Annotated in this window: 17 protein-coding genes; 11 read left to right on the plus strand and 6 right to left on the minus strand. The window is 72.4% G+C overall.

What is annotated here, in order from left to right:
• Positions 1-893 (minus strand): HAMP domain-containing sensor histidine kinase (locus tag AB0M88_RS37855; RefSeq protein ID WP_364110655.1); only part of this gene is annotated, 893 nt, incomplete at its 3' end.
• A gap of 82 nt (positions 894-975) precedes the next feature.
• On the opposite strand from AB0M88_RS37855, the gene AB0M88_RS37860 reads away from it, so the two are divergent.
• The 11 genes from AB0M88_RS37860 to AB0M88_RS37910 all read left to right on the plus strand — a co-directional run bounded on the left by AB0M88_RS37860 (position 976) and on the right by AB0M88_RS37910 (position 11,275).
• The gene (locus AB0M88_RS37860) at positions 976-1,659 is read left to right on the plus strand and encodes a response regulator transcription factor (protein WP_364110656.1); all 684 of its coding nucleotides are present in this window, start codon (positions 976-978) and stop codon (positions 1,657-1,659) included.
• A 187-nt stretch (positions 1,660-1,846) separates the two neighbouring features.
• Entirely contained in the window at positions 1,847-2,551 is a 705-nt protein-coding gene (locus tag AB0M88_RS37865) for an HAD-IB family hydrolase (RefSeq protein ID WP_364110657.1), read from the plus strand.
• Between the two features lie 102 nt (positions 2,552-2,653).
• Positions 2,654-3,238 (plus strand): phosphatase PAP2 family protein, encoded by a 585-nt coding sequence (locus tag AB0M88_RS37870; RefSeq protein ID WP_364110658.1) that lies wholly within the window; start codon positions 2,654-2,656, stop codon positions 3,236-3,238.
• A 57-nt stretch (positions 3,239-3,295) separates the two neighbouring features.
• Positions 3,296-4,084 carry a hypothetical protein gene (locus AB0M88_RS37875; protein WP_364110659.1) on the plus strand — a complete coding sequence of 263 codons (789 nt, stop codon included), beginning with the start codon at positions 3,296-3,298 and terminating at the stop codon, positions 4,082-4,084.
• A gap of 24 nt (positions 4,085-4,108) precedes the next feature.
• Positions 4,109-4,897, plus strand: a complete 789-nt coding sequence (locus AB0M88_RS37880) for a hypothetical protein (RefSeq protein ID WP_364110660.1) — start codon at positions 4,109-4,111, stop codon at positions 4,895-4,897.
• 58 nt (positions 4,898-4,955) lie between these two features.
• Complete coding sequence (locus AB0M88_RS37885) at positions 4,956-5,480, plus strand: PadR family transcriptional regulator (protein WP_364110661.1); 525 nt, start codon at positions 4,956-4,958, stop codon at positions 5,478-5,480.
• Positions 5,477-6,163 carry an ABC transporter ATP-binding protein gene (locus AB0M88_RS37890; protein WP_364110662.1) on the plus strand — a complete coding sequence of 229 codons (687 nt, stop codon included), beginning with the start codon at positions 5,477-5,479 and terminating at the stop codon, positions 6,161-6,163. The genes AB0M88_RS37885 and AB0M88_RS37890 overlap by 4 nt, the downstream gene beginning before the upstream one ends.
• Entirely contained in the window at positions 6,160-6,795 is a 636-nt protein-coding gene (locus AB0M88_RS37895) for a hypothetical protein (protein ID WP_364110663.1), read from the plus strand. The genes AB0M88_RS37890 and AB0M88_RS37895 overlap by 4 nt, the downstream gene beginning before the upstream one ends.
• Before the next feature lie 23 nt (positions 6,796-6,818).
• Entirely contained in the window at positions 6,819-8,378 is a 1,560-nt protein-coding gene (locus AB0M88_RS37900) for an FtsX-like permease family protein (protein ID WP_364110692.1), read from the plus strand.
• Positions 8,379-8,391: 13 nt separating this feature from the next.
• A complete protein-coding gene (locus tag AB0M88_RS37905) occupies positions 8,392-9,519 on the plus strand; it encodes an acetylhydrolase (protein WP_364110664.1) in 1,128 nt (375 codons plus the stop codon).
• A gap of 139 nt (positions 9,520-9,658) precedes the next feature.
• The gene (locus tag AB0M88_RS37910; RefSeq protein WP_364110665.1) at positions 9,659-11,275 is read left to right on the plus strand and encodes an alkaline phosphatase family protein; all 1,617 of its coding nucleotides are present in this window, start codon (positions 9,659-9,661) and stop codon (positions 11,273-11,275) included.
• 90 nt (positions 11,276-11,365) lie between these two features.
• On the opposite strand, the gene AB0M88_RS37915 is transcribed toward AB0M88_RS37910, so the two are convergent.
• From AB0M88_RS37915 to AB0M88_RS37935, 5 genes are all read right to left on the minus strand, one after another.
• The gene (locus AB0M88_RS37915; protein WP_364110693.1) at positions 11,366-12,022 is read right to left on the minus strand and encodes a response regulator transcription factor; all 657 of its coding nucleotides are present in this window, start codon (positions 12,020-12,022) and stop codon (positions 11,366-11,368) included.
• A 5-nt stretch (positions 12,023-12,027) separates the two neighbouring features.
• Positions 12,028-13,185 carry a histidine kinase gene (locus AB0M88_RS37920; RefSeq protein ID WP_364110666.1) on the minus strand — a complete coding sequence of 386 codons (1,158 nt, stop codon included), beginning with the start codon at positions 13,183-13,185 and terminating at the stop codon, positions 12,028-12,030.
• Positions 13,186-13,202: 17 nt separating this feature from the next.
• Positions 13,203-14,165, minus strand: coding sequence for a hypothetical protein (locus AB0M88_RS37925; protein ID WP_364110667.1), 963 nt, complete (start codon positions 14,163-14,165; stop codon positions 13,203-13,205).
• The gene (locus tag AB0M88_RS37930; RefSeq protein WP_364110668.1) at positions 14,162-14,914 is read right to left on the minus strand and encodes an ABC transporter ATP-binding protein; all 753 of its coding nucleotides are present in this window, start codon (positions 14,912-14,914) and stop codon (positions 14,162-14,164) included. Before AB0M88_RS37930 ends, AB0M88_RS37925 begins: the two co-directional genes overlap by 4 nt.
• Positions 14,915-15,057: 143 nt before the next feature.
• Positions 15,058-15,294, minus strand: coding sequence for a hypothetical protein (locus tag AB0M88_RS37935; protein ID WP_364110669.1), 237 nt, complete (start codon positions 15,292-15,294; stop codon positions 15,058-15,060).
• Positions 15,295-15,318: the final 24 nt, after the last annotated feature.

Below are 15,318 nucleotides of genomic sequence, written 5' to 3' on the forward strand. Positions count from 1 at the left end.
GTACGCGCCAGCAACAGCAGATCCTCAACCAACCGGGCCATCCGCGCGCTCTCCGCACGGATCCGCCCCACCGACCGGGCCACCGGCGCGGGCAGGCCCGCCGCGTCGAGCAGATCCGCATTGGCCTGCACCGTCGCCAACGGACTCCGCAACTCATGACTCGCATCACCGACAAAACGCCGCTGAACAGCCGACGCCACCTCGATCCGATCAAGCATCGTATTCATCGTCGCCGCCAACGCCGCGATCTCATCATCAGCAGCCGGCACCGGCAACCGCTCATGCAAATTCCGCGACGTGATCACCGCCGCCTGCTCCCGCATCGCCTCGACCGGCCGCAGCGTACGCCCCACAAACAGAAACGTAGCCACACCCACCACCAGACCCAGCAACGGCAACCCCAGCAGCAACGCCACCACAATCGCCCCGGTCGCGTCGTCGACCGCGTCCAACGACTCGGCGACCAGCACCGTACGCCTGCCGGCCGCCGTGTCCGCGCCCAGCGCGACGATCCGGAAAGGCTCACCGAACAGATCCCGCTGATCGCGCAGCCGCTCGTTCGGCCCCGGACGCAACGGCGACATCGGCGCCTGCCCGGCCAGCGCGTCCGACGCCGCCACCACCGCACCGGAGCCGTCCAACACCTGCACCACCGTGCGATCCCGCGCCGACGGGCGCAGCAACGCGCTCAGATCCGAACCACCACCCTTCAACGACGCCACCACCTGACTGGCCCGGTCCTCGGCCGCGGTGTTGACGTTGTCCAGCAGGATGCCCCGCGCAACCACCAGCAGCACCCCACCAGCCAGCAACGACGTCACCGCCACCACCACCGCGGCCGCCAACGCCGAACGCAGACGAACCCCGAGACGACGACGCAACCGGTACAACATGGCCGCCACCGTAACGACCCACCGAGAACCGCGGGGACCACATTCAGCACATCTTCAGCCACCACAAGCGCAGGCTGGAACCATGCGCGTACTGGTGGTCGAGGACGAGATCAGCCTGGCCGAGACGATCCGCGACGGCCTCGCCGCGGCCGGCTTCGCCGTCGACCTGGTCCACGACGGCGTCGACGGCCTGTGGCAGGCCACCGAGAAACCCTTCGGCGCCTACGACGTGCTGATCCTCGACATCATGCTGCCCGGCCTCAACGGCTACGAGATCTGCCGCACGCTGCGCGGCCGCGAGGTCTGGACACCGATCCTGATGCTCACCGCCAAAGACGGCGAATACGACCAGGCCGACGCGTTCGACCTGGGCGCCGACGACTACCTCACCAAGCCGTTCTCGTTCGTGGTCCTCATCGCCCGCCTGCGCGCGCTGGTCCGTCGCGGGGCTCCGTCCCGTCCGGCCGTGCTCAGCGCGGGCGACCTCACCCTCGACCCCTCCGAGCGGCGCGTCGCCCGGGCCGGCACGCCGATCGCCGTCACCCCGCGCGAGTTCGCCATGCTCGAGTTCCTGATGCGCCACCGCGGCCAGGCCATGACCAAGACCGCGATCCTCGAGAACGTCTGGGACGCCCACTTCACCGGCGACCCGAACATCGTCGAGGTCTACATCGGCTACCTCCGCAAGAAGATCGACCACCCCTTCGACCGTCAGACCATCGAGACGGTCCGCGGCGCGGGCTACCGCATCGCCGACGACGGCTGACGCCTTCAGGGTTTCCTCAGCCCGCCGCCCCCAACGTAGGCGGCCATGCAGAATCACAGCACGGCGGTGCCGGCGTGAACCCGGTCCGGACAGCCTTCGCCGCGCTCATCCAGCTCCGCCGCCGGTTCCTGCCCCGCCTGGCCGGACTCGGCCTCGACGTCGGACCCTCGTCCGAGCACGGACTCTGATGACCGGTCGCGTCCCACCGCTCACCGTGACCGAGCCGGCCCGGGTCCTGCCGCCCGGCGACACCGCCGGCGACGGACCGGGGCGCCGCCGCGGCCGGCCGGTCGCCGTCTGGGCCCTCGACCGCACCCTCACCCGCGGCGACACGCTGCTGCCGTTCCTGCGCCGTATCGCCGGCACCCCCGCCGTCGTCCGCGCGCTGGCCGTCGCGGCAAGCCGCGATCTCCCCCGCCGCAGCCGGCGCGACGCCGCGGAGGCGCTGGTGTTGCAGCGGATCCTCGGCGGCCGCCCACTCGCGGAGGTCGACCGGGTCGCGCGCGGCTACGCCGCCCGGCTCGCCGACACCCGGCTACGCCCGGACTCGCTGGCCCGCTGGACCTGGCACCGCCGCGAAGGTCACCGCCTGGTCATCGCCTCCGCGTCGCCCGGCCTCTACGTCCATCATCTCGGCCGGCTGCTCGGGGCCGACGCCGTCATCTGCACCGAGATGACCGTCGTCAACGGCCGCCTCACCGGCGCGCTGAGAAGCGGCAACTGCCGGGGCGCCGAGAAGCGGCGGCGGGTCCTCGCACACCTGGCCGAGCATCCCGCCACCCAGGTCTGGGCGTACGCCGAAGGTGACTCCGACCGGCCGCTGCTGGCTTCGGCCGATGTCGCGATCCGGGTCACCCCGCACCGGCGCCTCCCCCGCTGGGCCGACCGATGACCAGGCCACGACCGGGTACGCGGCGGCAGCCGGGTCGCCGAACCTGACCGGGCGCTCCAGCCGTTCAGCGAATTCTTACCTCCCGGCCATCATGGTGACAGCGTGAATTACCGGCTATTCAATTTGATCAACTCGGCGGCCGGGCGCTGGGCGGTAGTCGACGACGTGATGCGGTTCGCCGCCGTCTATCTGGTCTACCTGGTGTTCTCGATCGCCGGCGCCGTCGTCCTCTACGCGTTGCTGCGACGCCGGTTCCGGGCCGTCCTCGGCTTCGGGGCGACGCTCGTGCTCGCCTTCGGGCTGGGCCAGACGCTCGCCCACATCAGCCGTGAGCGGCGCCCGTTCCAGGATCATCCGGTCCACCAGTTGATCCCGCACGCGGCCGGCGTCGGCATGCCCAGCGACCACGCGACCGCGGCCTTCGCGATCGCCTTCGGCCTGCTGGTGTTCCTCAGCCGGCCGGCCGGGATCGCCCTGACACCGCTGGCGATCCTGATCGGCCTCGCCCGCGTGTGGACCGGCGTCCACTACCCCGGCGACATCCTCGCCGCCGTGCTCATCGCCGCGCTGTCCGCACTCTTCATCTACGTGGTCAACCGGGGGCCACGCCAGCTCGAGTCGATTCAGCCGGCCGATTTTCGCCGCGCGGACCAGCCCACCACGCCGACCAGCAGCCGACTGCCGTAAGAGCGAGCGACGTGACTTCAGCGCTCTTTCAGGTTGGGATCGGGATTCTTACCCGCCGTGACAGTCGATGATCGAATCTGGCGCCCGGCGGCCGGCGCCCGCCTCGTGGTCAAGGTCCCGCAGGTGACCGCCCTGTTCTGGACCATCAAGGTGCTGACCACCGGCATGGGTGAGACCGCCTCGGACTTCCTCGCCCGCACGATCGACCCGCCGGTCGCGGTCGCCGCCGGCGCGGCCGCGCTGGCCGTCTCCCTGGTCCTGCAGTTGCGCGCCCGCCGCTACCGCACCGGCATCTACTGGCTCGCGGTGGTCATGGTCAGCGTCTTCGGCACCATGGCGGCCGACGTGCTGCACGTCGGGCTCGGCATCCCGTACGCCGTCTCCACCACCGGCTTCGCGATCGCCCTCGCCGTGGTCCTCGGCGCCTGGTACGCCGTCGAGCGCACCCTGTCGATCCACACCGTCACGCGCGGGCGGCCGGAGCTGTTCTACTGGGCGACCGTCCTGGTCACCTTCGCGCTCGGCACCGCCGCCGGCGACCTCACCGCCACCACCCTCGGCTGGGGCTACCTGACCTCCGGGTTCGTGTTCGCCGCCGCCATCTGCGTCCCGGCCCTGGCCTTCCGGGCCCGCCGGCTCAACCCGATCGCCGCGTTCTGGACGGCGTACGTCATCACCCGGCCGCTCGGCGCCTCGTTCGCCGACTGGATGGGCGTGCCGGTCGCCCGCCACGGTCTCGGCTGGGGAACCGGCCCGGTCACCGTGGCCTGGGCGATCGTCATCGTCGCCCTGGTCGCCTACCTCGGCCTGCGCCGCACTCCGGCGACGCGTTCAGCGATCTCTTAGCTTCCGGTTGCCAGCCTCGCGAACGTGAGCAGCACACGGCAGGACGACGTGCAGCGACCGTTCCGGCGCTACCTGAGCAAGACGCCCGAGATCTCGGTGTTCTTCTGGATCATCAAGATCCTGGCCTCGGCGGCCGGCGACCCGGTCGCCGACCTGCTCGGCACGACCGCCGGCCTCGGCCTCGCCATCACCACGATGCTCCTCGCCACCGCCACGACCGTGGTGATCTTGATCCAGTTCTCGGCCGCACGCTACGTCGCCGGGCTCTACTGGCTCACGGTCGTCCTGATCAGCGTGATGGGCAGCCTGGTCGTCGACAACCTGACCGACATCCTCGAGGTGCCGCTCGGCGTCACCGTGATCGCCGCGGCGGTACTGCTGGCCGGCACGTTCGTGGTCTGGTTCGCGGCCGAGAAGACCCTGTCGATCCACACGATCGACACCGGCCGCCGCGAGACCTTCTACTGGGTGGCGGTCGCGCTCACCTTCGTGCTCGGCACCGCCGCCGAACGCCTCGCCGTCCCGTCGGTGAGCGCCGTCGCCGGCCTGGTCGCCCTGCTCGTGGCCGGGCTGGCAAGCCGCGTCCGGGGCGTGCCCGCGCTGATCCCGTTCTGGCTGGCCTACCTCGTGACGCAGCCGCTCGGGGTCGCGGTGAGCAACCTCCTGTCCGAGCCCCGCGACGCCGGCGGCCTGCAGATCGGCGTGGCCGGCATCAGTGCCGGCATCCTGGCCGCCGTCGTCGCACTCGTCCGCTACGTGAGCGCCACCCATCGCGACGATCCGTCCCTGGACAACACCCGGCGCCCCTGGTGATGCCGGATATACACCGGAGGTATGTACTCGGTGTATATCTTCGGTGTAGGGTCCCCCCATGACCGTTCCTCTGACCCTGCTCGGCCTGCTCGAACGCGAGCCGAGCCACGGCTACGACCTGAAGCGCGACTACGACACGTACTTCGGTCGCGGCAAGAACCTGCCGTTCGGCCAGGTCTACTCGACGCTGGCCCGGCTCACCCGCGACGGCAAGGTCGTGATGGACGAGGTCTCGCCCGGCGACGGTCCGGACCGCAAGCGCTATGTGATCACCGAGACCGGCGCCACCGAGGTCGACGCGTGGCTGGTCGAGCCGGTGCAGGCCGAGCCTCACCTGCAGACGGTGCTGTTCGCCAAGGTCGTGCTCTCGCTCATGCTCGACCGACCGGCCGAGGTCTATCTCGACACCCAGCGCCGCGCGCACCTGCAGCGCATGCGGGAGCTCACCGAGATCAAGCGCTCCGGGGAGCTGGTCGACGGCCTGCTCGCCGACCACGGCCTGTTCCACCTCGAGGCCGACCTGCGCTGGATCGACCTGACCGCGGCCCGGCTCGACCAGCTGCGTGAGAAGGTGCGGCGATGACCGCGGCGCTGTCGGCGCGCGGCGTGGCGCTCTCCTTCGGCGCCACCGCGGCGCTGCGCGGGGCCGACCTGACGATCGCCACGGGGGAGATCGTCGCCGTGATGGGCCCGAGCGGCTCCGGCAAGTCGACGCTGCTGCACTGCCTGGCCGGCATCCTGGTGCCCGACGCGGGCGAGATCCTGGTCGACGGGCGGCGCATCGACACCCTCGACGAGACCCGGCGCAGCGAACTGCGCCGCGACCGGTTCGGGTTCGTCTTCCAGTTCGGTCAGCTGGTCCCCGAGCTCACCGCGGAGGAGAACGTCGCGCTGCCACTGTTGCTCGCCGGCGTACGACGGGAGCCCGCGCTGCGGCAGGCGCGGGAGTGGTTCGACCGCCTCGGCCTCGAAGGGTTGCACGGCCGCCGTTCCGGTGAGCTGTCCGGCGGCCAGGCCCAGCGGGTCGCGCTCGCCCGGGCGCTGGCCGGCGAGCCGCAGGTGCTGTTCGCCGACGAGCCGACCGGCGCGCTCGACTCCCTCACCGGCGAACAGGTCATGAACCTGCTCGTGAGCCTCGCCCGCGAACGGGGCACCACGGTCGTACTCGTCACGCACGAGCCGCGGGTCGCGGCGTACGCGGACCGCGAGGTCATCGTCCGCGACGGCCGCGTCACCTCCTTCGACCCGCAGGAGGTGACCGCGTGATCCGGCTCGGACTGCGGATGGCGGTGGCCGGCGGCCGGGTCGCGATCGCCCGGCTGGCGATCATCGGCGCGGCGGTCGCCATCGGCGTCGGCCTGGTGCTGTCGGCGCTGGCCGGCATGACCGCCGCCCAGGGGCAGAACGCCCACTACGCCTGGCTCAACAGCGCCCACGCCGAGGCCGCGACCGGGCCTGAGGCGGCCGACCCGGCCTGGTGGGCGCTGCGCGAGGACTACTTCCGAGGAAAGCCGATCGCCCGGATCGACGTCGCGGTCACCGGCCCGCACGGCCCGGTGCCGCCGGGCCTGACCGCCCTGCCCGGCCCGGGCGAGTACGCCGTCTCCCCCGCCATGGCCGAGCTGCTCGCCACCACACCGGCCGCCCAGCTCGGCGACCGCTTCCCGGGACGGCGGACCGGCGTTCTCGGCCGCGATGCGCTCGCCTCACCCGACCTGCCGATCGTCGTCGTCGGTCATACGCCCGCCGAGGTACAGAAGCTGCCCGGCGCCACCCGGATCACCCGGATCGTCAGCGTCTCCCCCGACCACTGCCTGCGCTGCTATGTCGGCACCGGCGACAACGGCATGACCCTGGTCCTCTCCGTGGTCGGGCCGCGCTGCTCTTCCCCCTGCTGATCTTCATCGGCGTCGCGACCCGGCTGTCGGCCGCCCGCCGCGAGCAACGGTTCGCCGCGATGCGCCTGATCGGCGCGACGCCCCGGCAGGTCGCCACGCTGGCCACGATCGAATCGCTGCTCGCCTCGGCCGCCGGCACGGTGCTCGGCTTCGGCCTGTTCTTCGCGCTGCGCCCGGCGCTGGCCCAGTTCCCGTTCACCGGCCTGCGGTTCTACCTCGACGACCTGGTGCTCACCTGGCCCGGCGCGCTGGCGGTGCTTCTCGGGGTGCCGATCGGGGCCGCGCTCGCCGCACGGCTCGCGCTCCGGCGCGTACGGATATCGCCGCTCGGCGTGATGCGCCGAGTCACCCCGAAACCACCGCGGGCCTGGCGTCTTCTGCCTCTGCTGGCCGGCCTGGCCGAGCTGGCCTGGTTCGTCGGACGCCGGCCGGCCACCACGAACGGGCAGACCGGGGCCTACCTCACCGGCATCCTCGTCGTGATGGTCGGGGTGGTCGTCGCCGGGCCGTGGCTGACCATGACCGGCTCGCGGCTGCTGGCCCGCCTCGCCCGCCGCCCGCCCGCCATGATCGCCGGGCGCCGGCTGGCCGACGACCCGCGGGCCGGCTTCCGGTCGATCAGCGGCCTCGCCCTGGCCCTGTTCGTCGGCAGCGTTGCCACCGGAGTGATCACCACCTACGTGGGTGAGCGCGGCGACAGCACGGCCACCCCGATCGTGCACAACCTGATGAGCGTCAACTTCTGGGGCGACGACGGCCCGGAAGCGCTCGACCCGGCCGCGGTGCCGTCCGCGCTGACCACGGTGCCCGGCGTGAAGTCGGTCGTCCTGATCCGGCGCAACCCACGAGAGGATCGGAGCGCGCAGAACTCCTGGCCCGCACTGATAAGCTGCGCCGACCTCGCCCGGATCCCCGGCAGCGGCCACTGTTCCCCCGGCGCGACGGCCGCCCAGGTCTTTCCCGATCTGGTGCCGCCGGGCGGCGGACCCGTGGCCGTCGGCCCCGATCCCGAATGGCCGGCCGCCCCCGACGTCCCGCTCGACCGGCAGCAGGTCATCGGGGTCGCCGTCGACACCGACGGGTCGCCGGCCGCCCTCGAGACGTCCCGCACCCTGCTCGAGAACGCGTTCCCGTTCGTGGACGGCGCCGCCTCAGAAGGCGACTACCGCGGCGACAACACCCGCCTGCTCATCCAGCTGCAGCGCCTGGCCGACATCGTCATCATCGCCAGCCTGGTCATCGCCGGCTGCAGTCTCGCGGTCAGCATCACCGGCGGCCTCAACGAGCGCAAACAGCCCTTCGCGATGCTCCGGCTGGCCGGCCTGCGCCTGACCGAACTGCGCCGCGTCGTCCTGCTGGAGAGCGCCGTGCCGCTGCTCGCCGTCTCGGCGGTCGCGATCGCCGCCGGGTTCCTCTCGGCCGCGCTGTTCCTGAAGTCGCAACTCGACTACGTCCTGCACCCGCCCGGCGCCGCCTACTACGTCATCACCGTGGCGGGCCTGGTCGTCTCCCTCGCCCTGATCGTCTCCACGATGCCCCTGCTGCGCCGACTGACCGGCCCCGACACGGTGCGCAACGACTGACCCCGGAGGACTCATGACCCTCGCCCTGACCCGCCGACACCTGCTGACCGCCGCCGTCGCCGCCGGCGTCGCTCTTCCGCTCGCCGGCGCGAAACCCGGCTGGGCGGCCCCGGCCCGGCTCACCCTGCCCGCGCCCACCGGACCCTGTCCCCTCGGCACCGTAACGCTGCACCTGGTGAACAAGACGCGGGAACTGATGGTCAGCGTCTGGTACCCGGCCGACCGGCGCGGTCGGACCGCGGCGTGGCTGGCCGACGCGCCACTGCGCGCGCTGCTCAGCGAGAACGGGTTCCCCGCCGACGTCGCCGCCTCTCCCCTCACCGCGGCCCACGAAGGGGCTCCGGTCATGCGCAAGCTCGGCCGGCAGCCCGTGATCCTGTACTCGCACGGCGCCGGCGGACACCGTTCCGAGACGACCATCGTCGTCCAGGAACTCGTCAGTCACGGCAACGTCGTCGTCACGGTCGACCACACCGGCGACGCGTACACCGAACTGCCCGGCGGCCGGCTCAGCGTCCCCGACGAAGACCTGCCGACCACCCCCTGGGACCACGTCGCCGACATGCGGTTCGTCCTCGACCGCATCGAGGACCTCGCCGCCGGCCGCAACCCCGACGCCGGACGGCGTCCGCTGCCCGCCGGCCTGGGCGCCGCGCTCGACCTGCACCGCCTCGGCATGTTCGGCTGGTCCAAGGGCGGCACCGCCACCGCCCTCATGATGAACACCGACCGGCGCGTCCGGGCCGGGCTCAGCTTCGACGGCCCGATGGAGTCGAACCCTCCGGTCGCCGCCATCGACCGGCCGTTCATGATGATGACCGCCGAGTTCACCCGGGCCGCCGAGCCCGCCGTCGAACAGTTCTGGTCGCTGCTGCGCGGATGGCGGCTCAACATACAGGCCGACGGCGCCCTGCACGGCGGCTACTGCGACCACCAGTGGCTGATCCCACAGCTCGCGACGATCACCGGAATGAGCGACGCGGACCTCGCCGGCTGGATCGGAACCCTCGACCCGGCCGCCGCCGTACGCATTCAGCGGGCGTACCCGCTCGCCTTCTTCGAGCAGCACCTCCGCGGCCGGCGACAGCGCCTGCTCGAAGGCCCGAGCCCGGCCTTCCCCCAGGTGCGGTACCTGCCCTGACCGCGACCGTCCGGACTCCGGCGACGGCACAGAGGACCTGAAAAGCCGCTGAAGGCACGAGACGTTCGTCGATGCCCGCGTCACCGGGCGTTCGGCCGTGCGCGAGCGGCCGTTAACCGTGCGCACCTAGACAGACGAGATGATCCGTTCTGTCTTCGGCGCGGCCGCCGTGCTGGGGCTGCTGGCCGTGCCGGCCGCCGCCCCGGCGCGAGCCCACCCGGCACCCGCGTCGCACGTCCTGCTGATCTCGATCGACGGCATGCACCAGCAGGACCTCGACTGGTACGTGCGTACCCATCCACACTCGACGCTGGCCGCGCTCACCGCCGCGGGCACCAGCTACCGCAACGCGGCGACGCCGTTCCCGTCCGACTCGTTCCCGGGCATGCTGGCCCAGATCACCGGCGGCGACCCGCGGACCACCGGCGTCTACTACGACGACACCTGGAACCCGGCCCTGCTGCCCGCCGGCACCACCACCTGCGCCGGCGCCAAGCCCGGCGCCGAGGTCGACTACGCCGAACCGGCCGACCGTGACTCCTCCCGCCTCGACGCCGGCCAGGGACTGACCGGCCTGCCCGGATCCATCCTCTCGATGACCGGCTCCCCCGAACAGCTGCTCGACCCGGCCCAGCTGCCGGTCGACCCGGCCACCTGCCAGCCGGTCTACCCCCACCAGTACGTCAAGGTGAACACCGTCTTCGAGGTCGCCCGGGCGCACGGCCTGGTCACCGCCTGGTCGGACAAGCACCCCGCCTACGACCTGCTCCAAGGCCCGTCCGGCGCCGGCATCCAGGACCTGTTCACCCCGGAGATCAACAGCACCGCGGACACCGCCGGCGACGACTGGACCACGGCCAACCGCCTCACCCAGCAGTACGACGGCTACAAGGTGCGGGCTGTGCTCAACCAGATCGACGGCTACGACCACAGCCACTCGATCAAGCTGGGCACCCCGGCGGTCTTCGGCCTGAACTTCCAGTCCGTCTCGACGGCCCAGAAGCTGCCGATCTCCGACGGCCAGGCGGGCGGCTATCAGGCCGACGGCCGTACGCCCGGGCCGGTGCTCTCCTCGGCGCTGGACTTCGTCGACTCCCAGCTCGGCCGGTTCACCGCCGAACTGGCCAAGCAGCACCTGTCCGGCCGGACCACGATCATCGTGTCGGCCAAGCACGGCCAGTCGCCCACCGTTCCGGCCCAGCTGACCCGCATCGACGACGGCGCCGTCATCGACGCCCTGAACGCGGCCTGGAAGGCCGCCGGCCACGCGGGCTCGCTGGTCGCGTTCGCCATCGACGACGACACGATGCTGATGTGGCTGACCGACCGCTCCCCTGCCGCCACGGCCTTCGCCCAGAACTTCCTGCTGCACCACAACGGCACCGGCTACGACATCACCGGAGCAGCCAAGCCGTACACCGCCTCCGGGCTCACCCGGGTCTATGCGGGCGCGGCGGCGGCCGCGTTCATCGGCGTACGCCCGGGGGACGCGCGCGTCCCGGACGTGATCGGCATCGCCCAGCCCGGCACCGTCTACACCAGCAAGAAGTCGAAGATCGCCGAGCACGGCGGTGACACCCCGGCCGACCGCAACGTCCCGATCCTCGTCTCCGGCGCCGACACCGCCGCCCGGCACACGGTGACCCGGCCGGTCGAGACCACCCAGATCGCGCCGACCGTCCTGCGGCTGCTGGGCCTGGCCCCGGCCGAACTCGACGCCGTCCGCATCCAGCACACCGCGGTGCTGCCCGGCTGAGTCGCCTCTCCCGGGCCGAACGACCGCCGGCGTCCGCTGCCGAAACCCCACGGACGCCGGCGGAACGGCACCAGGTTGGCGCCGGTGAAGTCACTGGCTGCGATGGTGCCGGTCTGGCGGCGCCAAGCCGGTCTCGTAGGCGGTGATGACGGCCTGGACCCGGTCGCGCAGGCCGAGTTTGGCGAAGACGCGGCCGACATGGGTCTTCACGGTCGCCTCACCGAGCAGCAGCCGGCCGGCGATCTCGATGTTGGACAGGCCCGCACCGATCAGCGCGAGGACCTCGCGTTCCCGGGCGGTCAGGCCGGCCAGCCGCTCGGGTCGCCCGTTCCCGGCCGGGGCGCAGTGCCGGGCGACCAGCCGGGTGGTGATCGTCGGGGCGAGGAGCACGTCTCCGGTGAGGACGTGACGAATCGAGGAGACGAGCCGCTCGGGTGGGATGTCCTTGAGAAGAAACCCACTCGCGCCGCTCTGGAGGGCGGCGTACACGTATTCGTCCAGGTCGAAGGTCGTCAGCATGATGACCTTCCAGGGCGCCCGCTCCGCGAGCAGCGTACGGGCCGCGGTGAGTCCGTCCGTGCCCGGCATCCGGACGTCCAGCAGCACGACATCGGGGCGTTCCCGGCGGACCACGGCGACGGCGGCCGAACCGTCGCCGGCCTCGGCGACGACCGTGATGTCCGGGGCGGCGTCGAGGATGATGCCGAGCCCGGTGCGCACGAGAGGATCGTCGTCGACGACGACCATGCGGATCACGGCGCTGTCCGGGCGTCGGCGCCGTACGGGACCGGCAGGTGGACGGTAACGGTGAACGGCCGGGCCGGATCGTCGTCGATGACTACCCGGCCGCCGTACGAGTCGGCGCGTTCCCGGATGCCGATGAGCCCGCGTCCGCTGCCCGAGGCCGGGGACCGCCCGGCCGGCGGCTGGTCGTCCGCGATGACCAGGGTCAGCGTGTCGTTGCCGAGATCGACGCTGATCCGGGTGCCGGCGCGGCTGGAGTGCCGCAGCGAGTTGGTCAGTGCCTCCTGGATGATGCGGTAGGCGGCGAGGTCGAGCCCGGGCGGCAGCGGCCGGGACGCGCCGGTGACGTGGCAGGTGACGGGTAGGCCGGCGGCGGTGACGCTCGCGACCAGGTCGGGCACCATGGCCAGACCGGGTTGGGGCGTCAGGCCGGCGTCGTCGCTGACAGTGGCCAGCAGGTTGAGCATGCCCCGCAGGTCAGCGAGCGCTTCCCGGCCACCGGCCTCGATCAGGTGCAGTTGCCCGCCGGCCCGGTCCGGGTCGCCGGGCAGCAGCGTCCGTGCCGCCCCGGCGGCGATGACCATGACGCTCACCCGGTGGGTCACCACATCGTGCAGTTCGCGGGCGATGCGGGCCCGCTCGTCTCGCACCGCCGTGGCGTACGCGCTGTCGCGTTCGCGGACAGCCCGATCCGCCTGCGCCTGCCAGGCCAGTGCCGTTCGGGCCCGGGACCGCACGGCGACGCCGGCCAGCCACGCGCTGCACACCACCAGAAACGGGACGGCGACGTCGGGCACGGGCAGTCGGCTGCCGCCGGCGAACGGCGTGACGACCGCGATGAGCAACGCCGGTCCCAGCCACGGCCGGCGGGCGTAGGCGGCGCCGGCATAGCCGGCCAGGACCAGGCACACCGCGGCGATCAGCACGACCACGTCCGCTATCGGCAGCGGGAACGTGACCAACAGGCCGAGACCGACCGCGACACACACCGCGGTCGGCCACCGGCGCCGCCAGGCCACCGCCGCGGCGGCCAGCAGGATGCCGAACGGGAACGGGTCGGTGCTCCGGGCCGCGAAGACGACGGTCGCAGCCAGCAGCACCACCGCTGGTGCCGCGTCCGCCGACGTCGGCCCCACGCGCCGGATCAGCCGCGTCACCCGGTCCATCCCGGCGAGCATATGGCTCAGCTGACCCGGCGGACGACCCGCAGCGCCAGGACCACCAGCAGCAGCCCGGCCAGCGTGCCGAACACCGCGGTGTCGAGAGCCTGCAGATGCCAGAACCGGCTCGCGGGGATGTACCAGTCGAGCCGCTGCGCCCCGTGCGCGGCGAGGCAACCGTCCAGGCCGTCCTTGTCCGCGCCACTCGAGCCGGCACACCACTGGGCGGCCCGCGCCGGGCTGACCGCGTCACCCGCGCGATCGACCACGCCGGTCAGGTCCAGCCGCCAGTCCTGGCGCGACACACCGGGCGGCCGAGCGGCGTCCAGCGGATAGACCGCCCGGACCGGGGACAACAGGTGGTATCGCAGCTGTTCCCAGACCAGTCGTACCGGCATGAAGCCGGCGAGCGTGACCACCATCGCGGGCAGCGTCCGGCGCACACAGGTGCCTGCCGCCGCTCCCAGGGCGAAGGCGAACAGCGCGTATGCGGCCGGTGCGATCCCGAGCAGGCCGACCCAGTTCCGCTCGACCGGGCTGATCGCGCCGGAGGTGATGTAGGGGTCGAGGAACCATCGGTCGAGCACGCCGGCCGCCAGGCCGAACACCACGCAGCCGGCCCCCAGCAGGGCCACCTTCGTCCCGAGCCAGCCCAGCCGGCCGGTGCCCTGCGTCCACGCCAGGCGGTGAGTGCCGGATTCGACTTCACCGGCGATCAGCGGGGCGCCCCAGAACAGGCCGGCCAGGGCGGGCGCCAGATTCAGGTACGGCAGCACGTCGAGAAGCGCGGGATACTTCGCGCGCAGGCCCTCGACCAGGTCCCCGCAGCCCTCATCCGGCCGGGCCAGGCAGGTGGTCAACCCGCTCCCGCGCAGATAGGAGACCAGCGGGCCACGCATTGCCAGATAGGCGGAAAACAGGATCGCGATCCCGGCCGCCGCGGCGAGCAGGTGATGGCGGTGCTGACGCCAGGACAGCCAGATCATGCCGTAGCCTCCGCCGCGCCGGCGCCGAGAACGCGCAAGATGAAGTCCTCCAGGCGCTGCCCGGCGCCGAGGAGGTCGGCGACCGCGCCGGCGCGGACGACGGTTCCGCCTTTGACGATCACGAGACGGTCGCAGGCCCGATCGAGCTCGGCGACGTCGTGCGACGAGTGCACCACCGTGATGCCCCGCGCGGCGGTCTCGCCGCGTACGTCATCGAGAAAGGCCCGCCGGGCCAGCGGATCCAACGCCGCCGCCGGTTCGTCGAGCAGCAGCAGCCGCGGCCGTTTCGCCAGGGCCAGCGTCAATGCCGTCTGTGCCTGCTCGCCGCCGGACAACGAGCCCGCCCGCCGGCCCAGGGCGATTCCCAGGCCCTCCAGCCGCTGCACGGCATAGCGCTGGTCCCAGCGGGGGTTCAGCACCGCCCCCATCCGCAGCAGCTCGCCCACCCGGAACCGCCGGTACAACGGCCGGTCCTGGGCCACGAAACCGACGTCGCCGCGAGCGGTCGCCGCCCGCGGTGGCACCCCGAAGACGGTCACCCGCCCGGCGTCCGCCTGGACCAGCCCGACCGCCACGTGCAACAAGGTTGTCTTGCCGGCGCCGTTGGGCCCGACCAGAGCCACGACGCTTCCGGCCGGCACGCTGACGGTCGCGTCGGCCAGGACCCACCGCCTGCCGTACCGTTTCCCGACGTCCAGCGCGGCCACCGCCGGTTCACCGTCACCTGGCCCACTTTCCCGAAAACTCATGGTGACGACGCTAGGCAGCCCGCCCGTCGAAAGCGTCCGCCCGGGACCTGAACCGCATCCACCCGTGGGTGGACCCGCCGCCCCGGCCTCCACCCGCGGTCCGACCCCCGGCCGGACCCGGTGCCGGTCTTGCACCGCACGGCTCAGCCCTCCGGCACCGTAAGGAACACCGGGGTCGCGTCCGCGTCGAGCTCGACCCACCCGGCGTCGAGCCGCAGCCGCCGGTGGTGCCCGAACACGTCCGTCGCCTGCCCGCTGTCGAACGGCCACGGCAGCCGGAGCCGGCGCGACGGACCGGATTCGTCGAGGGGGTCCTCGCTCCCGGCCCAGACGGCGAGGCGGTCGGGCCCGGTGGAGGGGGAGATCCGGAAGACGTGCACGCCGTCCGCGACGTCCAGCGGTAC

The sequence above is a fragment of the Actinoplanes sp. NPDC051411 genome (assembly GCF_040682075.1).
Classification (GTDB): Bacteria; Actinomycetota; Actinomycetes; order Mycobacteriales; family Micromonosporaceae; genus Actinoplanes.